This window comes from Burkholderia sp. MSMB1826, assembly GCF_001526325.1.
Taxonomy (GTDB): domain Bacteria; phylum Pseudomonadota; class Gammaproteobacteria; order Burkholderiales; family Burkholderiaceae; genus Burkholderia.
Window position 1 is genome coordinate 102,314 of sequence record NZ_LOYN01000058.1, and the last position, 22,422, is coordinate 124,735.

Annotated in this window: 25 protein-coding genes and 1 pseudogene; 4 read left to right on the forward strand and 22 right to left on the reverse strand. The window is 66.0% G+C overall.

Annotated elements, in window-relative coordinates:
- Positions 1-46: 46 nt before the first annotated feature.
- The 3 genes from WS95_RS31380 to WS95_RS31390 are packed head-to-tail and all read right to left on the reverse strand — an operon-like array spanning position 47 to position 1,717.
- On the reverse strand, positions 47-268 hold the full coding sequence (locus WS95_RS31380; protein WP_034205508.1) for a helix-turn-helix domain-containing protein: 222 nt from the start codon (positions 266-268) through the stop codon (positions 47-49).
- Positions 265-1,218, reverse strand: a complete 954-nt coding sequence (gene epsC, locus WS95_RS31385; protein ID WP_034205509.1) for a serine O-acetyltransferase EpsC — start codon at positions 1,216-1,218, stop codon at positions 265-267. The genes WS95_RS31380 and epsC overlap by 4 nt, the downstream gene beginning before the upstream one ends.
- A gap of 28 nt (positions 1,219-1,246) precedes the next feature.
- On the reverse strand, positions 1,247-1,717 hold the full coding sequence (locus WS95_RS31390; protein WP_059828041.1) for a rhodanese-like domain-containing protein: 471 nt from the start codon (positions 1,715-1,717) through the stop codon (positions 1,247-1,249).
- A 680-nt stretch (positions 1,718-2,397) separates the two neighbouring features.
- On the opposite strand from WS95_RS31390, the gene WS95_RS35230 reads away from it, so the two are divergent.
- Positions 2,398-2,733, forward strand: coding sequence for a hypothetical protein (locus tag WS95_RS35230; RefSeq protein WP_156443554.1), 336 nt, complete (start codon positions 2,398-2,400; stop codon positions 2,731-2,733).
- Positions 2,734-2,825: 92 nt separating this feature from the next.
- On the opposite strand, the gene WS95_RS31395 is transcribed toward WS95_RS35230, so the two are convergent.
- The 7 genes from WS95_RS31395 to WS95_RS31425 all read right to left on the reverse strand — a co-directional run bounded on the left by WS95_RS31395 (position 2,826) and on the right by WS95_RS31425 (position 9,860).
- Complete coding sequence (locus WS95_RS31395) at positions 2,826-4,226, reverse strand: amidase family protein (protein WP_059828043.1); 1,401 nt, start codon at positions 4,224-4,226, stop codon at positions 2,826-2,828.
- Positions 4,227-4,302: 76 nt separating this feature from the next.
- On the reverse strand, positions 4,303-5,094 hold the full coding sequence (locus tag WS95_RS31400; protein WP_034206251.1) for an alpha/beta fold hydrolase: 792 nt from the start codon (positions 5,092-5,094) through the stop codon (positions 4,303-4,305).
- An 84-nt stretch (positions 5,095-5,178) separates the two neighbouring features.
- Positions 5,179-5,526 carry a DUF4148 domain-containing protein gene (locus tag WS95_RS31405; RefSeq protein WP_034205513.1) on the reverse strand — a complete coding sequence of 116 codons (348 nt, stop codon included), beginning with the start codon at positions 5,524-5,526 and terminating at the stop codon, positions 5,179-5,181.
- Between the two features lie 277 nt (positions 5,527-5,803).
- Positions 5,804-6,346: a cytochrome P460 family protein gene (locus WS95_RS31410; RefSeq protein ID WP_059828045.1), complete on the reverse strand. Its 543-nt coding sequence runs from the start codon at positions 6,344-6,346 to the stop codon at positions 5,804-5,806.
- Positions 6,346-7,389 (reverse strand): alpha/beta fold hydrolase, encoded by a 1,044-nt coding sequence (locus tag WS95_RS31415; protein WP_059828047.1) that lies wholly within the window; start codon positions 7,387-7,389, stop codon positions 6,346-6,348. The genes WS95_RS31410 and WS95_RS31415 overlap by 1 nt, the downstream gene beginning before the upstream one ends.
- Before the next feature lie 281 nt (positions 7,390-7,670).
- The gene (locus tag WS95_RS31420) at positions 7,671-8,948 is read right to left on the reverse strand and encodes an epoxide hydrolase family protein (protein WP_059828048.1); all 1,278 of its coding nucleotides are present in this window, start codon (positions 8,946-8,948) and stop codon (positions 7,671-7,673) included.
- A 207-nt stretch (positions 8,949-9,155) separates the two neighbouring features.
- Positions 9,156-9,860 carry an SDR family oxidoreductase gene (locus WS95_RS31425; RefSeq protein ID WP_034206252.1) on the reverse strand — a complete coding sequence of 235 codons (705 nt, stop codon included), beginning with the start codon at positions 9,858-9,860 and terminating at the stop codon, positions 9,156-9,158.
- A gap of 134 nt (positions 9,861-9,994) precedes the next feature.
- Between WS95_RS31425 and gcvA the strand changes: the two genes are divergently transcribed.
- Positions 9,995-10,885 (forward strand): transcriptional regulator GcvA, encoded by an 891-nt coding sequence (gcvA, locus tag WS95_RS31430; protein ID WP_059828050.1) that lies wholly within the window; start codon positions 9,995-9,997, stop codon positions 10,883-10,885.
- Positions 10,886-10,910: 25 nt separating this feature from the next.
- Here the strand turns inward: gcvA and WS95_RS31435 are convergent, their stop codons facing one another.
- The 8 genes from WS95_RS31435 to WS95_RS31470 form a co-directional block, all read right to left on the reverse strand.
- Entirely contained in the window at positions 10,911-11,498 is a 588-nt protein-coding gene (locus WS95_RS31435) for a pyridoxamine 5'-phosphate oxidase family protein (RefSeq protein ID WP_059828052.1), read from the reverse strand.
- 94 nt (positions 11,499-11,592) lie between these two features.
- Positions 11,593-11,784, reverse strand: coding sequence for a hypothetical protein (locus WS95_RS31440; RefSeq protein WP_059828054.1), 192 nt, complete (start codon positions 11,782-11,784; stop codon positions 11,593-11,595).
- 12 nt (positions 11,785-11,796) lie between these two features.
- On the reverse strand, positions 11,797-12,996 hold the full coding sequence (locus WS95_RS31445) for an aminotransferase-like domain-containing protein (RefSeq protein ID WP_059828056.1): 1,200 nt from the start codon (positions 12,994-12,996) through the stop codon (positions 11,797-11,799).
- Positions 12,997-13,222: 226 nt separating this feature from the next.
- A complete protein-coding gene (locus WS95_RS31450; RefSeq protein WP_059828058.1) occupies positions 13,223-14,698 on the reverse strand; it encodes a phytoene desaturase family protein in 1,476 nt (491 codons plus the stop codon).
- The gene (locus WS95_RS31455; RefSeq protein ID WP_179950246.1) at positions 14,685-15,317 is read right to left on the reverse strand and encodes a pyridoxamine 5'-phosphate oxidase family protein; all 633 of its coding nucleotides are present in this window, start codon (positions 15,315-15,317) and stop codon (positions 14,685-14,687) included. The genes WS95_RS31450 and WS95_RS31455 overlap by 14 nt, the downstream gene beginning before the upstream one ends.
- Entirely contained in the window at positions 15,296-15,703 is a 408-nt protein-coding gene (locus WS95_RS31460) for a hypothetical protein (RefSeq protein ID WP_059828062.1), read from the reverse strand. The genes WS95_RS31455 and WS95_RS31460 overlap by 22 nt, the downstream gene beginning before the upstream one ends.
- 334 nt (positions 15,704-16,037) lie before the next feature.
- Positions 16,038-16,403, reverse strand: coding sequence for a hypothetical protein (locus WS95_RS31465; RefSeq protein WP_257139981.1), 366 nt, complete (start codon positions 16,401-16,403; stop codon positions 16,038-16,040).
- A gap of 75 nt (positions 16,404-16,478) precedes the next feature.
- Positions 16,479-18,779, reverse strand: a complete 2,301-nt coding sequence (locus tag WS95_RS31470) for an NADP-dependent malic enzyme (protein WP_059828064.1) — start codon at positions 18,777-18,779, stop codon at positions 16,479-16,481.
- 134 nt (positions 18,780-18,913) lie between these two features.
- On the opposite strand from WS95_RS31470, the gene WS95_RS31475 reads away from it, so the two are divergent.
- Positions 18,914-19,885, forward strand: a complete 972-nt coding sequence (locus WS95_RS31475; protein ID WP_034205524.1) for a LysR substrate-binding domain-containing protein — start codon at positions 18,914-18,916, stop codon at positions 19,883-19,885.
- A gap of 5 nt (positions 19,886-19,890) precedes the next feature.
- Here WS95_RS31475 and WS95_RS31480 read toward each other — a convergent pair whose 3' ends face one another.
- The 3 genes from WS95_RS31480 to WS95_RS31490 all read right to left on the reverse strand — a co-directional run bounded on the left by WS95_RS31480 (position 19,891) and on the right by WS95_RS31490 (position 21,442).
- Complete coding sequence (locus WS95_RS31480) at positions 19,891-20,589, reverse strand: hypothetical protein (RefSeq protein ID WP_257139982.1); 699 nt, start codon at positions 20,587-20,589, stop codon at positions 19,891-19,893.
- Positions 20,568-20,942: a VOC family protein gene (locus WS95_RS31485; RefSeq protein WP_034205526.1), complete on the reverse strand. Its 375-nt coding sequence runs from the start codon at positions 20,940-20,942 to the stop codon at positions 20,568-20,570. Before WS95_RS31485 ends, WS95_RS31480 begins: the two co-directional genes overlap by 22 nt.
- Before the next feature lie 158 nt (positions 20,943-21,100).
- Positions 21,101-21,442, reverse strand: coding sequence for a DHCW motif cupin fold protein (locus tag WS95_RS31490; protein WP_059828068.1), 342 nt, complete (start codon positions 21,440-21,442; stop codon positions 21,101-21,103).
- Between the two features lie 190 nt (positions 21,443-21,632).
- Here WS95_RS31490 and WS95_RS35975 point away from each other — a divergent pair.
- Positions 21,633-21,803, forward strand: a pseudogene (locus WS95_RS35975) (TetR/AcrR family transcriptional regulator); the annotation flags it as partial.
- 103 nt (positions 21,804-21,906) lie between these two features.
- On the opposite strand, the gene WS95_RS31495 reads toward WS95_RS35975, so the two are convergent.
- Positions 21,907-22,413 (reverse strand): GNAT family N-acetyltransferase, encoded by a 507-nt coding sequence (locus WS95_RS31495; RefSeq protein WP_059828070.1) that lies wholly within the window; start codon positions 22,411-22,413, stop codon positions 21,907-21,909.
- Positions 22,414-22,422 lie beyond the last annotated feature (9 nt).

Consider the following 22,422-nt stretch of genomic DNA (forward strand, 5'->3'; position numbering starts at 1 on the left):
AGCCGTCAGGTCGTGCAACCGAAGGGGGAAACGATGCGGGGCAACCTCAGGTGACGTATGCGGCCGGCAGCAGCGTCGAGATCGACACGTCGAACGCGCGGGCGATCTTGTCGGCCGTGACGATCGACGCGATCGCCTCGCCGCGCTCGATCTCGCCGACGTACGAGCGGTTCAGCCCCGCATGCTCGGCCAGTTGCTCCTGCGACCACGTGCGCGCTTCGCGCAGCTTGCGCACGTTGGCGCCGAAGTGATGGATGAGGTCGCTCATCGCGCCTCCCAGGCGACGCGCGCCGCCGTGCGCGGCGCGGTATTCGCTTCGCTGCGCAGCACGGCCTGCGTGATGTTTGCGCCGGCCGGCACGTCTTGCGTGAGCCACACGTTGCCGCCGATCACCGCGCCCCGCCCGATCGTCACGCGGCCGAGGATCGTTGCGCCCGCATAGATCACGACGTCGTCCTCGACGATCGGATGGCGCGCGAGCCCTTTCTCCAGATGGCCGGCCGCATCGCGCGGGAAGCGCTTCGCGCCGAGCGTGACGGCCTGGTACACGCGCACGCGCTCGCCGATGATCGCCGTCTCGCCGATCACGACGCCCGTGCCGTGGTCGATGAAGAAGCCCGCGCCGATGCGCGCGCCCGGATGAATGTCGATGCCCGTCTCCGCATGCGCCTGCTCGGCGATGATCCGCGCGAGCAGCGGCAGGCCGAGCCCGTACAGTTCGTGCGCGAGCCGGTGGTGGATCATCGCGAGGATGCCCGGATAGCACAGCAGCACCTCGTCGACGCTGCCGGCCGCCGGATCGCCGTGGAAGGCCGCCAGCACGTCGCTGTCGAGCAGCCGGCGAATCTCCGGCAAGCGCGCGGCGAACGCCTGCACGGCCGTCGACGCGACTTCATCGATGCGATCGGGCGGTGGCCCGTCGGCATTGCGCTGACGCGCGGCGTAGCGCAATTCGAGCGTCACCTGCGCGAGCAGCGCATTCAGCGCCGAATCGAGCGCATGGGCCACGTGGAAGTTCTCGCTTTCCTGCCGCAGATCGGGCGGCCCGAGCCGCATCGGAAACAGCACGCCCTTCAGCGCGCCGACGATCTGTGCGAGCGCTTCTCGCGCCGGCAAATCGCGACCGCCCGGTTCGAGCGAGCGCCGCTGCTTTTCGCGCCATGCGCGGCGTACCGTCTGCAGCGATTGAACGATGTCGTCGATGTCGAATGCGGCCATCCTGCTTTCTCCCCGTCACGGCCGTGAATCAATCCTGCGCCCACGGCAGGCCGCGAAAGCGCCAGCCGTTGCGGCCGCCGCGATGCTGCCGTTCGTCGAGATCGCCCTCGAAGCCTTCGAGCACATTGAAAACCTGCTTGAACCCGCCCTTCGCTGCGGCCTCGGCCGCCTGCGCCGAACGGTTGCCGCTGCGGCACAACAACAGCACGACCGCGTCCTTGCCGGTCTTCGCTTCCAGTTCGCGCACGAAGCGCGGGTTGCGCGTCAGGCTCGTGCCGGTCGCCCACGGCACGTGCAGCGACTCCGGCACGTGGCCGACGAATTTCCGCTCCTCGGCCGTGCGCACGTCCACCAGCAATGCGTCGCCCGCCGAGAACAGCGCCCACGCGGCTTCCGGCGCGACGCCGCCCGCATAGGGCGTGCCGGCCGCCACGGCTGCCGCGCGCGCGTCTTCGAGCGCCTGCTGCGCAGCGGTTCGTTCTTGCAGTTCAACCGTCATGACACTTCCTTGTTCTCGCAAATTCGTATGAACAAAACACCGGGAATGCGGCTGTTGCAGCTTGCATGCTGTCTATAGCCGTCAGCACCACTATGCGAGTGCGGTCGGGGAAGCAGAACCAATAAAAATTCATTTCCTAATCAGCGCCGCGGGGAATGCAATGGCGGACGCGCGCTATCGATGTGCGGTCGCTGGCGGGCTGGAAATGGAAGGCTATGACCGTTCGATGTCGTACATCGAAGCGTTTTAAAAGGCCGGATGGACCAAACCGTCATCTCGTGTTCGAGGCAATGGAATGGACAGCTCACGCTCCGTGAGTTGCGGCGGTGGCAGGGGTGAGGACAGGTTCGATCGCGAAGGTGAACGTTCACGGGCCGACGGCGTCAAGGAAACCTCCACCCGCACTGACTCACGCGCCGTGCCCGCCACCGGATCGGGCTGTCACCTTGCTTTCACGAATGCGATTTAGCGTGACGAAACGCGTCGGCCACACACTCCGGCTCGCCGCGTTTATGAAAGCCGTTGCCGGATTTTCAACCGCATGGGAGCCGTCTGCATTCATTCACGCGTAACGCGACCACTTCCGGCACGGTTTCGGTACGATGTTCGCATCGCGTTTTTCGCCGTATCGAATCGCGCGATCCTTTCCATTTGACGGACAAACAAGAATTTTCGTAAAAATGATGACCAAACATTCGCGAAATATTTACTTGCCCATGCTTCTGTCGATTCCGCTGCTGCTGACCACATCGCCAGCGCATGCACAGACGTCCCTGAGCATTTCATGCACGTCGACCACCGGTAACGGGACGTGCACGGCGTCGGTCGGTGCACCGTGGACGAACACGCCGCTCCATTGGCAAGCAACCGATGTCTCGATGACGATTCTCAACAACACGAGCGTCAGTTTCTCGTGTGTCGCCAACTTTCACCCGGGCCATATTTCCGTCATGCCGAGTATTTCGGACGGGAATACCAACATCCCGACGGTTGCCACGATTCAGCTGAGCTGTTGACGACCGACGTCGCGCCGTCGCGCGATATTGGACAGGCAACGATGCATCGGCGATGCCCGTGCGGTGTCGCCGATGCACGCGCTGCCTGCACGTCACACCACCGGATCGACCACCTCGACCGGCACCCCACGCGCCTCGATATCGCGCCCCGCGAGCAGACACAGATCCTCGCGATGATGCGCGGCCACCACCTGCACGCCCACCGGCACGCCGTTCGCGAGCGACGTCGTGACGGCCAGCCCCGGCAGCCCCATCGCGGGCAGCGCGCGCAACGTGAGCTGCGCTTCCCACACGCGGTCGAAGCCGTCCGGCCCTTGCCGGTCGAGATCGTCGGGGAACGGCAGTTCCGACGAAACAGGCAGCAGCAACACCGCATATTCGTCGAGAAACAGCCGCCACTGCCGCGTCAGCGTCGTGCGCCGGACCAGCGCGCGGCTGATCACGTCGGCCGGCAGGTCGCGCACCTTGCCGCGCACGGCGGCGATCACCGCGGCCGCGCCCGGATCGCCGTCCTGCTCGACCGCGTTCGCCAGCGCGCCGAACCCGTCGCCGAGCCACAGCTGTTCCTGCAACAACGCAGCCTCGCGCATCGGCGGCGTATCGTCGATCTCGTCGACGGTCCAGCCCGCATCGACGAGCCGGCGCGCGGCATCGCGCAGCGCAGCCTCGACTTCGGGCACGACCTCCAGCCCGCGCGGACGCACGCACAGCGCCGCGCGCTTGGGCACCGCGCGCCCGTCGAACGGCACCGCGACGTGCCACGGATCGCGCGGGTCCGGCGCGGAGAAAGCACGCAGCGCGAGCGAGAGATCGTCGATCGTGCGCGCGATCGGCCCGGCCGTCGACATCAGTTGCGCGCCGATCGCGCGTTCCGGCGACGACGCATTGAACGCGGGCACGCGGCCGAGCGACGGCCGGATTCCGTGGACGCCGCACGCATAGGCCGGGTAGCGCACCGAGCCGCCGATGTCGGTGCCGACCGCGAGCGGGCCGATCCCGGCGGCCACGGCCGCTGCCGCGCCGCCGCTCGATCCGCCCGGCGTCAGCGACGGATTGCGCGGATTGCGCGTGCGGCCATGCACGAGATTCGACGTGAACCAGCGCAATGCGAACGTCGGCGAATTGGTGCGGCCGAGCAGCACCCCGCCGGCCTTCCGAATGTTGGCGACCACCGGGCTGTCGGCGGGCGCGATCAGGTTTTCCTGCAGGCGCGTGCCGTTGGTCGTCGCAAAGCCGGCCTGATCGACGTTGATCTTCACGGTGACGGGTACGCCCGCGAGCGGCCCCGGATCGTCGCCGCGCGCGATTGCGCGATCGACTTCGTCGGCCTGCCGCCGCACGTCGTCGGGACGGTGTTCGACGACCGCGTTGATCGCCGAATTCACGGCATCGAGACGATCGAGCACGGCGTCCGCCACTTCCCGCGCGGATACGTCGCGCTGACGCACGCGTTTCGCGAGTTCGGTTGCCGACAGTTGCCAGAGTTGCGTCATGACTTCTCCTCGGTGGAAAGACATCGCCATCACTCGCGCACCGCGCCTCCTCACGAAAGCGCGGCGCCGCATTCGCTCACTGCGTAGCCTGCTTCGCGCGCTCGGCGGCGGCGATGATCGCGTCGGCTACGGCCTTCGGCTGGCTCAGCATCGCGACGTGGCTGGCGTTCACGCGCGCGACCGTCGCGCCGATCCGCTTCGCCATCGCCTCCTGCAGCGTCGGGTCGATCATCCGGTCCTGCGTCGCGACGACGAACGTCGACGGCTTCGCATGCCATGCGGCCTGCGCGACCTTCTCGGAGATGCACCCGCTATACCACGGCCCCTGGGTCGCCGCAACGATGCGCTGCTGCGCGGGCGGCAGATCCGGCGCGAAATCCTGCGCGATCGCCTTGTCCGACAGCCGTGCGAAGCCGCCTGCGTCCTTGCGCAACTCGCCGGCCCATGACGGCGCCGGCAGGCCCTGCGTGACGTCCGCAATCGACTGGCCGTTGTCAGGCGCGAACGCCGCGACGTACACGAGCGACTTCACCTTGTCGTCGTTGCCCGCGTCGCTGATCACGACGCCGGCCCACGAATGGCCGACCAGCACGACCGGCCCCTTCTGTTCGTCGATCGTGCGCTTCGCCGCGGCCGCATCGTCGGCGAGCGAGCTCAGCGGATTCTGCACCGACACCACGTGCAGCCCGCGCGCCTCGAGTAGCGGAATCACGCGGTTCCAGCTCGACCCGTCGGCGAACGCGCCGTGCACGAGCACGACGTTGGTGCCCTTCAGGTCTTCCTTCGGCGCGGCCTGCGCCGCGACCGCACCGAACAGTCCGCCGATCATCGCAGCGGATACCAGAACGCGTTTCATCAAACCGGCCATCGTCATGCTCCTTTCCTTGTCGTATCGTTGAAGTGAAGTACTGCGTGAGCGGCCGCGCCTGCATGTCGCCGGCGCGGCGCGGCATCACGAATGCGCGTACAGGTCGTCGGCGGCGTTGCGTGCGGTACGCGACTGCGCTGCGTCGCGATGGCCGGCCGGCGTCGACGCGTCGGCCACGTTGTCGCCTTGCGACTTCGACGGGCCGTTCTGGTCCGACCGTGCGACTTGCTCGGCAGCCGCGACGGCGTTCTGTGCGGCGGCGATATCGTCCGGGTAATGCGCTTCGCTGCCGGCCGGGTTGTAGCCGGCCTTCTCGAGACGGATGAGGTCCGCGCGCACTTCGGCACGCGTGAGGCCGTGGCCGGTATCGGCGAACGACAACGCGGGTGCGACGGCGAGGACGGCAACGGCGAGGATTCGAGCGGCTTTCATGAGATTTCTCCTTGAAGGAAGTTGGGGTGTCGATCACTTGGTGTCCGGCGCGAACGTCTGGCACCGAACGTTTGCTGCATGTCGACAGTAGAACCCGCGCACGTATCCGGCATGTTTCCGGAACAGGGCTTTCTGCATGCCAGTTTTTCAAAGAAGGCCGCAGATACAGTGCGATACAAACCCGCTTGCCGATGCGCTCCACCGCTCCCGCGCACCACGAAAAAAGGCGTGCCTCGCAGGGCACGCCTTTCCGTCACCTTCGCACAGCCGTGTCACGTCACGGCGCGAGCCGCGTGAACACGTAATCGTGATTCTTCACCCGCGCCTGATGGCACGCAAAGCACGTCTGATGCTGGCCGATGTCGGCCGGCACGCCGTTGATGAAGCGCCCGAACCCCCAGCCGCCCGTCGCGGCGTAGCGGCGCGAGTCCTTCACCATCACCTGCACGGTCGTCGCCTGGCCGGGCACCGTCGCGGGCGCGAACTCGTCGGACTGCTTGCGCTTGTACGCAAGCTTCACGAGGATCGTGCCGTCCGGGAACGGCAGCGTCGCCTGTTCGAGTGCGCGGATCGCGACCGGGTTGCCGAGCACCACGCGCAATTCGTCGAGCGGTGCGGCCTCTTCGGCCGGTGCGACCATCTCCCATTTCCGGTAGCCGGGCGGAATCGTCACGCCGTAGATCGGCGATGCGGCCGCGGCCGGCTTCGGCTGTTCCGCGAATGCGGCCGGGCCGCTCGCCGACCACGCGCCGGCCAGCAGCGCGCCCGCGACGAGCGCGCGACGCGCGCCGCGCCGCCACACCTCCACGCCGGCCCGCATCACAGATGCTCCACTTGCAGGATCGCGTCGGCGACCGCCTGCGGCGCTTCCTGCGGCAGGTTGTGGCCGATGCCGCCGGCGATGGTCCGGTGCTGATACTTGCCGGTGAACTTCTTCGCGTACGCGGCCGGCTCCGGATGCGGCGCGCCGTTCGCATCGCCTTCCATCGTGATCGTCGGCACGCTGATCGCGGGCCCGGCCGCGAGACGACGCTCGATGTCGTCGTATTGTGCTTCGCCCTTGGCAAGGCCGAGCCGCCAGCGATAGTTGTGGATCACCACGGCCACGTGATCGGGATTCCGGAACGATGCGGCCGAGCGCGCATAAGTCTCGTCGGAGAACTGCCACTTCGGCGACGCGAGCTGCCAGATCAGCTTGTTGAATGCATCGCGATTCTGCGCGTAGCCGAGTTCGCCACGCTCGGTCGTGAAGTAGAACTGATACCACCACTGGAATTCGGCCTGCGGCGGCAGCGGCTTGGCGTTCGCCGCCTGGCTGCCGATCAGGTAGCCGCTCACCGATACCAGCGCCTTCACGCGCTGCGGCCACAGCGCCGCGATGATGTCGGCCGTGCGCGCGCCCCAGTCGTAGCCGCCGAACACCGCGCGGTCGATCTTCAGCGCATCCATCAGCGCGACGATGTCGACGGCCGTCACGGCCTGCTGGCCGTTGCGCACCGTGTCGGCCGAGCGGAACGTCGTCGAGCCGTAGCCGCGCAGATACGGCACGATCACGCGATAGCCGGCCGCAACGAGCAGCGGCGCGACTTCCGCGTAGCTGTAGATGTCGTACGGCCAGCCATGCAGCAGGAACACGACGGGGCCGTCCTTCGGGCCGAGATCCGCATACCCGACATTCAGCACGCCCGCATCGATCTGGTGGATCGTGCCCAGCGACGCAACGCCGGCCGGGCGCTTTGCCGCGGGCGAATCGGGCGCCGACTGCGCTCGCGCCAGCGCGCTAAAGCCGAGGTCGGCCAGGCTCAGGCTCGCCAGCGTCGAGCCCAGGATCAGGCGGCGGCGGGTGTTCACGGTATCAGGCATGACTCGTTCTCCAGTGTCGATCGCTAAGGAAAGGGCCCGCGGCACGTGCGGGCAATCGGGTGTCGCCGTTCGCAGCGGCGGCGCATGGCACCGCGCCGCCGTGTGAATCGCTTCACCGGTTTTATATCCGAACCGTCCGGAGGCTTTGTATCCCAACGTATCCGTGTGCGGACCCGACACACGGCGATTCAAAAAACCACGCGCAGGCATTGCAGGGAGTTGCGTAGAAACGAACACGGGCCGCGCAACAGGCCGGCCCGTGTTCGTCATGTGCCTTCCGCTTACGCGCGCCGCAACGGCCGGAACCCGGCACGCACTTCACGCGCGAACAACTCCGGCTCCTCCCATGCCGCGAAGTGGCCGCCCTTGTCGACTTCGTTGAAGTAGATCAGGTTGCGATAGCTGCGCTCGGCCCAGCTGCGCGGCGCCTGGTAGATCTCGCCCGGAAACACCGTGATCGCCGCCGGCAACGAGATGTCCACCGCGTTGAAGTTGTTCGAGTGATCCTCCCAGTAGATCTGCGCGGCCGACGTCGCGGTGTTCGTCAGCCAGTACAGCGAAATGTCGTCGAGAATCTCGTCGCGCGGAATCGAGCGTTCGGGCACGCCGCCGCTGTACGTCCACTGCGAGATCTTGTCGTACATCCACGCAGCCTGCCCGGACGGCGAATCCGCAAGCGCATAGCCGACCGTCTGCGGCCGCGTGACCATCATCGCCGAGTAGCCGCAGTTGTCGCGATAGAACGTCGCGAGCTTCTCGTACGCGGCCCTCTCCTTCGGCGACAGCGAAGCCGGCGCGGGCGCATCGGTCGCGAGCAGCGTCGCGATGTCCGGCGGCACCGTCGCCGGCATGTTGACGTGAATCCCGGCCAGCCCCTGCACGCGCTGCATCGCCATTCGATGCGAGATCACGGAGCCGCAGTCGCCGCCCTGCGACACGAAGCGCGTATAGCCGAGCCGCGCCATCAGCTCGCCCCACGCACGCGCGATATGGTCGGAACCCCAGCCGGTCTTCGTCGGCCGGCCCGAAAAACCGAAACCCGGCAGCGACGGCACGACGACGTGGAATGCGTCGTCCGCGCTCGCGCCGTGCGCGGTCGGGTCGGTCAGCGGGCCGATCGCCTTCAGCAGCTCGAAGATCGAACCGGGCCAGCCGTGCGTCATGATCATCGGCATCGCGTTCTCGTGCCGCGACCGCACGTGAATGAAATGAATGTCGAGCCCGTCGATTTCCGTGATGAACATCGGGAAACCGTTCAGGCGCGCCTCGCCCTTGCGCCAGTCGTAGTCGGTGCCCCAGTAGCGCAGCAGCGCCTGCATGCGCGCGAGCCGCACGCCCTGCGATTCGTCGGCGACGGTCTCACGGCCCGGCCAGCGCGTCGCGGCGATCCGACGGCGCAGGTCGGCCACGGCTTCGTCGGGAATGTGCGCGGTGAACGGGCGCATGCCGCTCGCGCCGGTGGCGGCATGCAGCGCGGTGGGCAGCATCGCCGAGACCCCGGCGGCCACGGAAGTGGCCAGCAGGTGGCGACGCATCGGGGAAAACGGTGTGGAAGACATCGTTCGGCATCTCCTTTCGTGAAGTGGAAAGTGAACATGCCGCGCGCAGGATCGCGCCTTGGCTTTCAATCCGGCGCGCCCTGGCCACGCGGCGTCGCCCATTTGAAAGGTCCGATGTATCGCGGATTTGTCTGATTTGTACGCGTTTGTAGCTGCTGCTGCACGGCGGGCGAACCCGCTTTCGCGGCCCGCGCGCCCGTGTGCCGCTCAGAGCGCCTTGACGATCGCGCCGTCGACGCGAATGTTCTGCCCCGTGATGTAGCCCGCGCCGTCCGACAGCAGGAACGCGACCGTCTTCGCGATCTCGCCGGTCTTGCCGAAGCGGCCGGCCGGAATGCGCGCGACGATCTCCGGCGTTTCCGGCCAGCTGTCGATGAAGCCCGGCAGCACCGCGTTCATCCGGATGTTCTCGGCCGCATAGCGTTCCGCGTACAGGCGCGTCCAAGCGCTCAGCGCCGCGCGCAACGCCGACGAAACGGGCATCGGCTGCTCGGGCGCATCCGCCGCGAAGCTCGAGATGTTGACCACCGCGCCGCCGCCCTGCTTCTGGAAGATCGGCGTCACGCGGCGCATCACGCGCACCACGTTCAGCAGAATCAGGTCGAGCCCCGCGTGCCAGTCGTCGTCGGTGATCGCCAGCAGTTCGCCCTTCGGCGGATGACCGGTGTTGTTCACGACCGCGTCGATGCGGCCGTAGCGCGCGACCGCTTCCTGCACGAGCCGATCGATATCGGCTTCTTCCGTCACCGAGCCCTCGATGCCGAAGCCGCCCAGTTCCTCGCCGAGCGCCACCGCGCTGCCCGACGGCGACATCAGCGCGACACGATAGCCGGTCGCCGCCAGTTCCCGCGCGATCGCCGCGCCCATGCCCTTGCCCGCCGCCGTGATCAACGCCACTTTTTCTACAGTCACGATCCGCTCCTTGCTCTCGTTCCGCCGTCGCGCAGCCGCCATTCGGCGCGCCATGGTGGTAATGTAGGCGCATCGCTTCCGACTGTCGAACCAGTATTTCTGCCGCCAACCGATAGTTTTTCTACAGCCTGACGATGCCGCCACGCCCTTCCCGCCTGCCGCCGCTGAATGCGCTTCGTGCGTTCGAAGTGTCCGCGCGGCACCTCACTTTCCGCGCCGCCGCCGACGAGATCGGCGTCACGCAGGGCGCCGTCGCGCAGCAGGTGCGTCATCTCGAGGACGTGCTCGGCCTGAAGCTGTTCGAGCGCCTGCCGCGCGGCCTCGCGCTCACGCACGACGGCGCCGCGTATTTCTCCGACGTGCAGCGCGCGCTGCACGCGATCGCCGACGCGACCGACAAGCTCGTGAAACGGCGCGCCGCGCTGACGATCAGCACGACACCGTCGTTCGCGTCGAAGTGGCTGATCCCACGGCTCGCGCAGTTCACCGACGCGCACCCCGACTACGACGTGCGCGTGATCGCCGACCCGCAGATCGCGACGTTTCGCCACGACGGCGTCGATCTCGCGATCCGCTATGGCAAGCCGCCGTTCGGCAAGCATCTCGCCACCCATGCGCTGTTCCCGCTCGACGTGTATGCGGTATGCAGCCCGTCGGTGCTGACCGCGCCGGCTTCGCCGCGTGCGCTCGCCGGCCAGGTGCTGCTGCACGACGCGCACGATCTGTGGCCCGCGTTCCTCGCGGCGATGCCCGAACCGGTCGACGTCGATCCGCACAAGGGGCTGCGCTTCAACCAGACGTCGCTCGCGATCGATGCGGCCGTCGCCGGCCAGGGCATCGCGCTCGCGACCGAGCCGCTCGTCGAGCGCGACATCGCCGCCGGACGGCTGTGCAAGCCGTTCGACTTCGCGTTTCCGCTGTCGATGGGGTTCTATCTCGTGTATCCGGCCGAGCGCCGCGACGACGACGCGATCGCGGTGATGCGCGAATGGATGATCCGGGCCGCGTCGGACGGGCGGCCTTGAACGGCGCGAGCGCGCCGGGTTCGCGTCAGGGCGCGATCCAGCGGGCCTCGTAGCCGCTTTCGTTCAGACCGAATACCGCTCGACGATGGCCGGTGCGCGCGAGTTCGAGCCAGTCGATGCGCGTGACCGTCATGTGGATCAGGCAGAAGTTTTCGTAGCCGTCGCCGGTGGGGGCGGCACCGTCGACATGCGCGACTTCGGGCGACGCGACCGGCGTACCGGGCGGCAACGGCGCGCGATACAGCAGCAACGTATGCGGGCGGCTCGCTCGCCAGATCGCACGCCGTTGCGCTTCGTCGTCGCAGATCGACGCAACGCCTTCCGCGCGAATCTGCACGAGCGCATCGAGATCGCCGGCGACGATCGAGATACGCGGATCGCGACGCAACTCCGCCACCTTCGCCGAACGCGCATCGGTATGAAACGACAGCACGCGCTCGGTGCGATTCACCTCACGCAATACGATCGTCCGGACCTTCGGCGCGCCGTCGAGGCCGAGCGTCGCCGCCTGCAACATCGTGAACGGCGAGCGCGACACGCGCACGCCGGATTCGAGGCAGAACCACAGCCGGTCATAGGTTTGCGCGAGCGATTCGGAAGTCGGGTCGGACATGAGGCAGCGGCGATCGTCGGTGTGTCGATCGCGCAAGCTTAACCGTTCGTGTCGGCGACCGCTCGCATGCGATGCGCCGCCGCGCGTGCGCCGCTCAGTTGTAGCCGAGCACGACCGGCGCCGCATCGCCGGCATCGATCGCCGGCTCCGCGCCGAAGCGGCCGAGCACGTCGGCCACATATTGCGGCCCCGCGCCGATCTGCGTCGAGCGATGCGTGGCCGGCCGCTCGTCGCCGGCGACCGGTGCTGCGCCCGTCGATGTCGTTTCGTTGACGGTGATCGTCATGTCGATGTCTCCTCACGCGGCCAGCGCCGCACCATACGCGCGCACGAGGCGCGCGACGCCTTCCCTGATCGCATCGACGTCCGGCGCGGCGAACGACAGGCGCAGCGACGCTGCGTCGACGTTGTCCGCGAAGAACGCGTTGCCGGGCACGAACACGATCCTGTTGGCGATCGCCTGCTGCAGCAGCACGTCCGACGGCACCGCGCCGATCCGCGCCCACACGAACATCCCGCCTTCGGGACGATGAAATGCGATTGCGTCGCCGAAACCGTCGCGCAGCGCGTCGCACATCGCGTCGCATTTGCGCCGGTACGCGGCCGCGATGCGCGGCAGATGGCGTTCGAGCGCGCCGTCGGCCAGGTATTCGGCGGCGGTCGCCTGCGTCCACGGCGCGCTGCACAGATCGACCGTCTGCTTCGCGATCACGCAGCGCCGCGCGATTTCGGCCGGCGCGATCGTCCAGCCCACGCGCAACCCCGGCGCGACGATCTTCGACAGGCTCGCGAAATGCACGATCCAGTCGCGTGCGCCGTCCACTTCGGCGGCCAGCGCGAGCATCGACGGCACGGCTTCGCCCGCGAAACGCAGGTCGCCGTACGGATCGTCCTCGACGATCAGGAAACGGTATTGCACCGCGAGACGCAGCAGCTTCAGCCGGCGTCCGCGCGTGAGCGTCGCACCCGTCGGGTTCGCGAAGGTCGGGACCGTGTAGAGCAGCTTCGGCTGCGCGATCGCGCCGGACGCGAGTCGTTCGCCGAGACGATCGACATCGAGCCCTTCGCCGTCGACCGGGATCGTCACGATGCGCGCCTGTTGCAAGCGCATCGCCTGCAGCGTGGCCGGGTAGGCCGGCTGTTCGGTCAGCACGACGTCGCCGGGCGACACCATCACGCGCAGCAGCAGGTCGAGCCCTTGCTGCGACCCGGTCGTGACGAGCAGCTCGGCCGGCGTGCAGGCGACGCCGCGCCGCGCCATCAGCGCGATCAGTTGCTGCTTCAGTTCGGCGAGGCCGTCGGTCGGGCCGTATTGCAGGCAGCGAACGGGCTGCGCGTATGCGCGTTCGGCGGCCGCATTCAGGCCGTCGACGTCGAACAGGTCGCTGGCCGGATAACCGCCCGCGAAGGAAATCATGCCCGGTTCGGACAGGTACTTGAACAACTCGCGGATCGGCGAGCCGGCAGGGTTTTGGAATGAGGGCGTGAACGCGTACATGTCGTCGTGAGCGGGTGGGCACGGCCGGCCGGGATAGCCGTCGCGTGCCGGCCGCCAAGGCGCTTCCGGCGCCGCGGCGGGGAATTCGAGCCACGATTGTCGATAGTCATTAAGGGCTCGGCAAACGATATCTATGCACTAGGTCTTGCGGTTTGGTCATCAAATGGGGGAACGGCGGGCGCTCGATCCGGCGGCGGGCATTGCTGACGGTCACGCGACGCGCCGATCACGCATTCCCGCGCCCGTCCTGCATCGCGGCTTCCGCCGCCTGGATTCCGGAGAACATGGCCGTGGGTACGCCATACCCCGGGAACGTCGTTTGTCCTCCGAGATAGAGGCCGCGCAGCCCTGCCCGATGCGGAAAGAATTTGTCGGGCGCCGTACCCGGGGCAACGCCGTACAGCGCGCCTTCGTACACATGCCGTTCGCTCGCGAAATCCCGCGGATCCGCCACGCGGACGGTTTCGACGCACAGGCCGGGAAAATGCGCCTGTATCGCGGTGAGATAGTCGTCGACCGCAGCCTGTGTCATCGCGCGCGTCCACTCCGATACGGAGCGGATACCCGTCGCCGGCGCATACAGTTCCAGCACCGCCTTGCCGTTCGGCGCAAGCTCCGGCAACACCAGCGACGGACAGGTATAGGCGAGCCAGTGCGGTATGCCTGGAGTCGATACATGCAGCGCCGCCTGCTGCCGCATCGAGGGCACATGATTGGTCATGAACGCGCGTGGCGGCATGGCGCCCGAGCAACCGACCTGAATCGAAATCGCCCGATGCGACAGCGGCGCCGTGCGCGCCCTGTGCGCGAGCCGCCGTGGCACCGCGCGGCTGGGCAACAAGTGCCGAACCACTTCGAACCCCGAACAGGTCGCCACGACGCAATCGGTCGAAATGCGCTCGCCGTCAGCCAGCACGATGCCGCGGACCGCCCCGTTCTCCACGACGATTTCGCGTACATGGGCGCCGAACCGGATCGGCACCGAGCGCCTGGACAGCTCGCGCGTCATCGCCGAACTGATCGCGCCCATGCCTGCACGCGGCAGATGGAATCCCTCCTCCAGCATGGCAATGAGGCCGATGATCTGCGTCGCCGGAAGGCGGTCGGGGCCTTGCCCGGTGTAGAGCAGGGTCGACGCAACTGCCGACTGCAGGTCTGCATCGGCAAAGTGCGCTTCGATCAGACGGCCGGCATGCCCGCTCATGCGGGGCAGGTAACGCCATAGTTTGCCCAACGTCCGCAGCAGCGAAGGCTCGTGCGGCAACACTTCATCGACCAGCGTGCGGTAGGCGGGCCCCCATTGCTGCCGGAGCCTGCCAAGGCCGTCGCGCAGTTGCCGTGTCCTCGAATCCGCGCGATCGCCTTCCACATACGACGTATCGGCACTGGACAGATGAACGGCCGTTCCATTGTCCAGATGCGTGACGTGCGGGCGCTCGATGGCCACCATCGGCACCTCGCGATCGAAGTCGAGGCCGAGACGCCGGAAAGACGCGCGAATCAGCGACGGCACCGCGACATACATCGCGCCGTTGTTGAACGTGAAGCCGTCAGCCGTCGTGGTCGAACAGCAGCCGCCTGCTTCGTCCGATGCCTCCACGATGACGACGCGCCTGTCAGTGCGCGCCAGCATCAGCGCAGCAGCCAGGCCGGCGAGGCCGGCGCCGATGACGACGGCGGGCCGCTCGTCATTGCGCGTCATACGATCCCTCACGCAACGATTCGCGAGCGCCCGGAAACGTATGATTCACGCGCCAGTTGCCGTCCTTCCGGAACAGCCGGACCGAATTGAGGCCCAGCGGATCGGGCGCAATCCCCCGCATGCGCGACCACATCTCGACCCAGACCGGCGTGCACGTCACGGCGATCACGTATGAATCGTCCGGCCCGTCGGGAAACCACGTCAGCAACGACTCTTTCCAGATGCGTCGTTTCAACGCGGAGTCGGCGGAAACCGCCGGAGCGGTTCCGAGCGTCACGTATCCACGGTCGGCCATGCTGAGGAAGGACAGACTGATCGCACTTCCCCGGCTGATCTCCAGCGCCTTGCGCGTTCTCGAGTCGGTCATGAAACGAATCGTGAGGTCGCTTCCGATTTCCAGGATCTCGACGACCCTGGCGTTGATCTGACCGGCGGCGTCGCTCGAAGACACGAAACAGAGCGCGCAATGACTGACGATTTCATGGGCGTGTTGAAAGAGCTGGTTGGCATTCATGGTGATGTTGGACAGCGTTTCGTTTCGGGAAACTTCTCTAGAACCGTGAAAATCCGGCAATCGGAAGCACGCCGACGCCGCTTTCATGAAAGCGGTTGAGCGCATGACCATGCCTCGACGCCCACTTTCGCGGAATCAACGTATGTGACCGCATGCAGGCCCGCGCCAAGAACGAACACGGCCACGAAAACCCAGCTCAAGCGCGTTCCGGCAAACAGCACCGGCTGCGCAATCGCCCTCAGCAACCAGAATCCGGTTCCCGCCAGCGCGAGCGGGCCTCGGGTTCGCGTTTCGGCCAGGAAGAGCGACACCGCATAGACAATGAACACGTAACTCAACATCACGTTGAGGGTCTGGGTGATGCCCCGATTGAGTCTCCCGCTTTTCTCGAGAGATCTTGGCCAGTTGAACCAGCGCCAGAAGGTCACATGGAACAACGCGAAGCCAAGGTCATACATCGTGCTGAGCAAGGGCAATGGCGAGTGATGCATCGACGTCGCTCCAATGTTGGGTGTTGAACATCGAAGGTCCCGCTTGGCGTCGGCCTGTCATGGCTGTCGACCGGCTATACAGGAAACCCCCTGATGCACTACGGGCAACTGTATACGTCGTGCATTATTTTGGCAACACGTGTCGGCGATGTTCTCCCGCTTTTTCATGCAAGCCGTTTCGCCGGACGTGGCGCGACCTCACGGCCCTTGCGGCCGTGATAGTGGTTGAAGATGCCTATGGGATGAGTTGCGACGCGCGGGCAACGGCCACGCGAAGCCAGGATGTGGTCCGCCCCGCCTCAACGCGATGACCGCCCCGGAAACGGAAACGTGCTTAGCGAAGCCAAATCGGAATTCTCGCCGCAACCCGATCGAGCGTGGTGGGAAGCATCGAGATCGATCGCATGCCGTCATATCGATCCGACGCGTCGAGGTAGATCAACTTGCCATCACGGATCTCGATCGGCTCGTAGCCCGGTCGGCCGCCCCAGAAAACGAATGACAACCTGGTGGCCAACGTCGATCCGTGAGCATCGGCTACGACGATTTTGACCTGCTCATTTTGATCCGAGAAAAGGCCATCGCCGCGGCCACCGCTTCCGCAGATGTTCACGATGTACGTCGTGCCGTCGACTTGTTTGATACCGCCATTCAGCTTGGCGTTGTAATTGAAGCGCCGGCAATCGGTATCGTCGGTCATGATCCCGCGAAAGCCGATCATTACCGAAGCTGACAGACAAGGGGCGGCCGGAGCCGCCCCACAAGCGCCGCTCAATCAGCCCGTCACACCCCGATTGGCCTCGATCACGGTCAAAGCGGCCATATTCACGATCCGCCGCACGGTTGCGCTCGACGTAAGAATGTTCACCGGCGCATTGACGCCGAGCAAGAACGGCCCCACCGCCACATTGCTCCCCGCTTCCGTCTTGAGCAGGTTGTACGCGATGTTGCCGGCATCCACGTTCGGACAGACCAGCAAATTCGCCGCTCCCTTCAACGGCGACATCGGCAGCAGCTTCGCCCGCAGCCCTTCGTCGAGCGCGCAGTCGCCATGCATCTCGCCATCCGCCTCGATATCCGGCGCCTGCTCCCGCACGATCTCCAGCGCCCGGCGCATCTTCACGCCGGAAGCCGCACTTCCCGACCCGAAATTCGACCGCGACAGCAGCGCCACCTTCGGCGTCAAATTCAGCCATTCCATCTGCCGCGCCGCCGCGATCGTGAATTCCGCGATCTGCTCCGCATCGGGGTTGTCGTTCACGTGCGTGTCCACCAGCGCGACCGTCCGCTGATCGAGCAACAGGATGTTCATCGCCGCGTACGTCGACGCGCCGGGCTTCTTGCCGATCACTTCGTCCACGAACCGCAGGTGATTGTGATACTCGCCCACCGTCCCGCAGATCATCCCGTCCGCGTCGCCGAGTTGCACCATCATCGCGCCGATCAGCGTCAGGCGGCGGCGCATCTCCACGCGCGCCATTTCCTTCGAAATACCGTCGCGGCACCGCAGTTCCCAATACTTCGTCCAGTACTGCGGGAAGCGCTCGTCGTATTCCGGATTGGTCACTTCGACGTCCTGACCGAGCCGCAAGCGCAGGCCGAACCGCTCGATGCGCGCGAGCAGCACCTCCGGACGCCCGACCAGAATCGGCCGCGCCAGCTTCTCGTCGACGATGACCTGCACCGCACGCAGCACGCGCTCGTCTTCGCCTTCGGTGAACACGATCCGCGCCTTGCCGCCGTCGCGCACGAGCTGACGCGCGGTCGCGAACAGCGGCTTCATGAACGCGCCCGAGTGATAGACGAATTGCTGCAACTGCTCGACGTACGCATCGAGATTCGCGAGCGGACGCGTCGCCACGCCGCCTTCCATCGCCGCCTTCGCCACGGCCGGCGCGATCCGCACGATCAGACGCGGGTCGAACGGCTTCGGAATCAGGTATTGCGGGCCGAACGACACGTCGTATGCACCGTAGGCCGCCGCGACGACTTCGTTCTGCTCTTCCTCGGCCAGCCCCGCGATCGCGTGCACCGCGGCGATCTCCATCTCGCGCGTGATCGTCGTCGCACCCACGTCCAGCGCGCCACGGAAAATGTACGGGAAGCACAGGACGTTGTTGACCTGGTTCGGGTAGTCCGAGCGGCCCGTCGCGATGACGACGTCGTCGCGCGTCTCGTGCGCGAGTTCCGGGAAGATTTCCGGCGTCGGGTTGGCCAGCGCGAGAATCAGCGGGCGCGCCGCCATTTGCTTCAGCATCTCCGCCGTGAGAATGCCGCCCACCGACAGCCCCAGGAACACATCCGCGCCGCCGATCACGTCGGCGAGCTTGCGCGCATCGGTTTCCTGCGCGAAGCGCGACTTGGCCGGGTCCATCAGCGTGGTACGGCCGCGATAGACGACGCCTTCGATGTCGGTCACCCAGACGTTTTCCACGGGCAGCCCGAGGTCGACCAGCAGGTCCAGGCACGCGAGCGCGGCCGCGCCGGCGCCCGACGTCACGACCTTCACGTCCTCGATCGACTTCCCGACGACCTTCAGCCCGTTGATGAACGCGGCGGAAACGGTAATGGCCGTGCCGTGCTGATCGTCGTGGAAAACCGGAATCTTCATGCGTTCGCGCAGCTTCTGCTCGACGGTGAAGCATTCCGGCGCCTTGATGTCCTCGAGGTTGATGCCGCCGAACGTGGGCTCGAGGCCGGCAATGATGTCGACCAGCTTGTCCGGATCGGTCTCGTTGATCTCGATGTCGAACACGTCGATCCCGGCGAACTTCTTGAACAGGACGGCCTTGCCCTCCATCACCGGCTTCGACGCGAGCGGGCCGATGTTGCCGAGACCGAGCACGGCGGTGCCGTTCGTGATCACGCCGACGAGGTTGCCGCGGCTCGTGAAGCGGTGCGCCTGCAGCGGATCGGCGGCGATCGACTCGCACACGCTCGCCACGCCGGGCGTATAGGCCAGCGCCAGATCGCGCTGGGTCACCAGCGGCTTGCTCGCCACGACCGAGATTTTCCCGGGGGTCGGAAACTCGTGATAGTCGAACGCGGCCTGCTGCTGTGTCTCTGTCTGTTTCATGTTGGGGTCCCGGCGTGGGCGCCAGGCCAGTCCCGGCGCGATCCATGAAGGGGATTCTAGGGATCCGCCATAACGTGATGATTCTGTTTTAATATCGGTCCATCACTTTTTCCTGATGAATGCATGACTAGTCAATGAATTTTGACGCGAACGACGTGGTCAGGCGGCTCGGTGCGCGTCTGAAGATTCGGCATCTGGTGCTGTTGTTGCAGATCCAGCAGCACGGATCGCTGACGCGCGTCGCCGAGCACATGGCGAGCAGCCAGCCGGCCGTGACGAACGCGCTGTCCGAGCTGGAGAGCATGTTCGGCACGCCGCTGTTCGAGCGCTCGTCGCGCGGCATGCGGCCCACCGCGCTCGGCGCGGTCGTGCTCGAACGGGCAAAGGCGATGATCAAGGATCTCGACCACCTCGCCCGCGAGATGGAGGCCGTCGCCGCCGGGCATGCGGCCCATCTGCACATCGGCGTGATTCCGTTCATCTCCGGCCAGATGCTGTCGGCCGCGCTGAAGCGGCTGCAAGCGCGCATGGAGCGACGCCTGACCGTCACGATTCACGAAGGCACCAGCGATCAGTTGCTGCTGCAACTTCGGGATCACAGTGTCGACATCGTGATCGGGCGTGCGTCGTCGGCGATCGATCTCGGGCAGGTTTCGTTCGAAGTGCTGTATCAGCAGCAGCCGCGCATGATCGCGAGCCGGCGGCTGGCGGCGAAGCTCGCCCGCACGCCGCTGGACTGGCACAAGCTGCACGCGCTCGACTGGATTCTCGGCGCGCCGCATACGCCGATGCGCGAACAGGTGACCGACCTGTTCCTGTCGGCCGGCATCGCGCCGCCCGTGCCGATCGTCGAAAGCTACTCGTCGAAGCTGATCGGCGAAATGATCGCGTCGAGCGACGAGGCCGTGTCGATCGTGCCGGCCGATATCGCGGAAGAACTCGTGCGGATCGCCGGCGTGGCGATCGTGCCGTATTCGCTGGTATGGACGCTGCCGCCCATCGCGCTGTTCACGCGCTCCGCCGATTCGCAATCGCCCGCGCGCGACCTGCTCGTCGACGCGCTGCGCGCGGTATGCAAGGAGACGTACGGGGACGCGCAGCGATAACCGCGTTACTTGCCCGCTGAAAGCCGACGCAGGATTTCCGCGCGCTCGGCGGCCAGCACGCGGTCCGAACCCTCGCCTCTGTCGTAGCGTTTGCTCGTGCGGTAAGAAAAGCGCTTCGCGTATTGATGGGCGGCAGGGTCGAACACCCAGGCGTCGACTTCGAAGAAGTGCTTGTCGAAACGCACTTCGCCCTCTTGCCACTCGGCGTCCGCGCGAACAAACAACGGATACGGCGACACCTCCGGCAAGCTCCACATCGCGCGATCGGCCATTTCCGTCTGCGTGACCCTCGGCATCAGGTTCTCGATCTTGCCGTTCGCGCCGACTCGCAGCACCGCCACGCGCTCCAGCATCCCGCTGCCGCCACCCGAGAACATTCCGGAGAAGAACACCCACGAGCCGCCGGACGCGATCGGCAACCGCTCGGACCGTGGATTCAGGCCGAACTGGTACAGCGCCTTCGAAGAATGGGGAAGCGGCGCCGGCGGCATCTCGAAGCACGGCGCACGGTCGGGCAGCACGCAGAGCCTCACGCCGGAGAGCGGAAGCCCGTCGCCGTCGAGCTTGCCTTCCGTCTGCGTGAAGCGCGGGAATGCAGTTTCGCGGGGCGCTGCCTGAACGCAGGCGATGCCGACGAGTGCAATGCTTGCGATCGCCGCGAGCGTTTTACCGATCCCGCGCATCACGCCTCGGCCCGATGACACACCGCCTCGATATTGTGCCCATCCGGCCCGATGACGAACGCCGCGTAGTAATTCGCGTGATAATGCGGCCGAAGCCCGGGCGCGCCATTGTCTTTCCCGCCGGCCTCCAGCGCCGCGCGATGGAACGCATCGACTTGCTGCCGCGTGTCGGCCACGAACGCGATGTGGAGATGCGCCGGCTTCTCGTCGGTCGGGAACAAACACAGCGAGGACTTGCTGGGCAGTCCGATCTCGATCCCGCCCGACGGCTCGCGCTCCCCGACGATTTCGGCACCGAGCGGTTCGAGCGCCTTGAGGAAAAACGCCTTGCTGGCGGCGTAGTCGCTGACGCCGAATTTGACGTGGTCAAACATGAGTTCCCCCGATGGATGGATCAGTCAGCATGTTGATGCGATGTCGCGATGACCGCAACGGTGTCGCATGCGGTGGTGCTCCGTTACCCGCTCAATCGACCCGTATGAGACGTCCGGGGCATCCGAAAGCGGACTGAAAAAACGCGCGGGCACCCGGATCAGTCGACAATGAAAAGTTTCGCCCCCGTCCGGGTGTAGGACCGATGTGGCTCCGCGTCGTCGCCAACCTGGTAGCTCATGCCCGCCGTCAAAACGAACTTCCGCCCGTCCTCGAGCGTCGTTTCCAGTTCGCCTTCCATACAGAAAAGAACATGCCCTTTCTGGCACCAGTGATCGGCGCGATAGCCGGGCGTGTATTCCACCATCCGCACACGGATCCGATTCGGCTCTTCACCAAAGAACCGCGTGCGCCAATAAGCGACGCCGGTTTCTCCTCGATGTTCCGTTCGTTCGATTTCGGCCCAGTCGGTCGTGCCAAAGGCAAACGCATCCATTTTCATACTGTCGCTTCCTGTATCAGGTCGGGCTTTCGTGCCGGGGTCGATCCGCCGTCGCGATCATGCAATCCGTTCGCATCTGATCGCCTTGGACATCAAACACTATTCCACAATTGCAAGTCGAGCATTCCGTGACGAATGCGGAGTGACCGATACATGCCCCTGAGCTTGCGTCGTGACGCGGTAGCGCGGCAAGGTTCTGTCCTCGGCGACAGTGGTCGGTGCCCGGGAGCGCAAACAGCGGGCACGGGCGATCTTCGCCGCCATCGCCGGCGCCCAGCTCATCGCGCGGAGCCGCGCCGATCTCTCGCTCTATGACGCGCTGATCGACAGTTATCGTAAAGCGGGCCTTTTGCCGGCGTAGCAGGGTAACGGGGGCGCGGCTTCAGATGAACGCGTGGTGTTCGATCGTGCGCCCCCGCCTGACGTGGATTCCGTCGCCGATGTTCGCTGCAGGACCGCCGCGATCACCGGCGGCCCGAACTGACAGGTTTTTCGTAAAGAGACCAGACAATACCGTCCGCTTTCAATCCGACGCGGACAAAGCCCAGCGACTCGTAGTAAGCGCAGAGCGTGATGTTTTCAGCGCCGCAGTCGAGTCGAAGCAAACGCCGGTTCAAGCGGCTCACCTCACGAGCGCACCAGTCGAGCATGAAGCTGCCGAGCCCGAGGCCGTTGAAACCCTGCCGCACACAGAGGCCGTGCACGTAGCCTGCAATCGGCGCTTGGGGCCCCCAGTGCCTGTCATCGTCGAAGTCGAGCGAGAACGTTCCGACCAGCGCGCCATCCTGTTCGACGACGTATACGGCTTTCTCGGCGACGTGGTTTCGTACCCACCCTTCGGAGAATCCGTCGCCCTCCTTGCCCCATACGTAGTCGCGGTGCGCGACCTTCTTGGCATGTGCATCGTTCCGGATCCGTGTCAGCACCGGAACATCGTCGACCGTCGCCTTGCGGACGCTTTTCGACACCATCGTTCGTTT

Excerpts from the sequence above, each read along its gene's own strand:
- WS95_RS31380 (WP_034205508.1), bottom strand. The coding sequence starts at position 268 with ATGAGCGACCTCATCCATCACTTCGGCGCCAACGTGCGCAAGCTGCGC.
- epsC (WP_034205509.1), bottom strand. The coding sequence starts at position 1,218 with ATGGCCGCATTCGACATCGACGACATCGTTCAATCGCTGCAGACGGTA.
- WS95_RS31390 (WP_059828041.1), bottom strand. The coding sequence starts at position 1,717 with ATGACGGTTGAACTGCAAGAACGAACCGCTGCGCAGCAGGCGCTCGAA.
- WS95_RS35230 (WP_156443554.1), top strand. The coding sequence starts at position 2,398 with ATGATGACCAAACATTCGCGAAATATTTACTTGCCCATGCTTCTGTCG.
- WS95_RS31395 (WP_059828043.1), bottom strand. The coding sequence starts at position 4,226 with ATGACGCAACTCTGGCAACTGTCGGCAACCGAACTCGCGAAACGCGTG.
- WS95_RS31400 (WP_034206251.1), bottom strand. The coding sequence starts at position 5,094 with ATGGCCGGTTTGATGAAACGCGTTCTGGTATCCGCTGCGATGATCGGC.
- WS95_RS31405 (WP_034205513.1), bottom strand. The coding sequence starts at position 5,526 with ATGAAAGCCGCTCGAATCCTCGCCGTTGCCGTCCTCGCCGTCGCACCC.
- WS95_RS31410 (WP_059828045.1), bottom strand. The coding sequence starts at position 6,346 with ATGCGGGCCGGCGTGGAGGTGTGGCGGCGCGGCGCGCGTCGCGCGCTC.
- WS95_RS31415 (WP_059828047.1), bottom strand. The coding sequence starts at position 7,389 with ATGCCTGATACCGTGAACACCCGCCGCCGCCTGATCCTGGGCTCGACG.
- WS95_RS31420 (WP_059828048.1), bottom strand. The coding sequence starts at position 8,948 with ATGTCTTCCACACCGTTTTCCCCGATGCGTCGCCACCTGCTGGCCACT.
- gcvA (WP_059828050.1), top strand. The coding sequence starts at position 9,995 with ATGCCGCCACGCCCTTCCCGCCTGCCGCCGCTGAATGCGCTTCGTGCG.
- WS95_RS31435 (WP_059828052.1), bottom strand. The coding sequence starts at position 11,498 with ATGTCCGACCCGACTTCCGAATCGCTCGCGCAAACCTATGACCGGCTG.
- WS95_RS31440 (WP_059828054.1), bottom strand. The coding sequence starts at position 11,784 with ATGACGATCACCGTCAACGAAACGACATCGACGGGCGCAGCACCGGTC.
- WS95_RS31445 (WP_059828056.1), bottom strand. The coding sequence starts at position 12,996 with ATGTACGCGTTCACGCCCTCATTCCAAAACCCTGCCGGCTCGCCGATC.
- WS95_RS31450 (WP_059828058.1), bottom strand. The coding sequence starts at position 14,698 with ATGACGCGCAATGACGAGCGGCCCGCCGTCGTCATCGGCGCCGGCCTC.
- WS95_RS31455 (WP_179950246.1), bottom strand. The coding sequence starts at position 15,317 with ATGCGCTCAACCGCTTTCATGAAAGCGGCGTCGGCGTGCTTCCGATTG.
- WS95_RS31460 (WP_059828062.1), bottom strand. The coding sequence starts at position 15,703 with ATGCATCACTCGCCATTGCCCTTGCTCAGCACGATGTATGACCTTGGC.
- WS95_RS31465 (WP_257139981.1), bottom strand. The coding sequence starts at position 16,403 with ATGACCGACGATACCGATTGCCGGCGCTTCAATTACAACGCCAAGCTG.
- WS95_RS31470 (WP_059828064.1), bottom strand. The coding sequence starts at position 18,779 with ATGAAACAGACAGAGACACAGCAGCAGGCCGCGTTCGACTATCACGAG.
- WS95_RS31475 (WP_034205524.1), top strand. The coding sequence starts at position 18,914 with ATGAATTTTGACGCGAACGACGTGGTCAGGCGGCTCGGTGCGCGTCTG.
- WS95_RS31485 (WP_034205526.1), bottom strand. The coding sequence starts at position 20,942 with ATGTTTGACCACGTCAAATTCGGCGTCAGCGACTACGCCGCCAGCAAG.
- WS95_RS31490 (WP_059828068.1), bottom strand. The coding sequence starts at position 21,442 with ATGAAAATGGATGCGTTTGCCTTTGGCACGACCGACTGGGCCGAAATC.
- WS95_RS31495 (WP_059828070.1), bottom strand. The coding sequence starts at position 22,413 with ATGGTGTCGAAAAGCGTCCGCAAGGCGACGGTCGACGATGTTCCGGTG.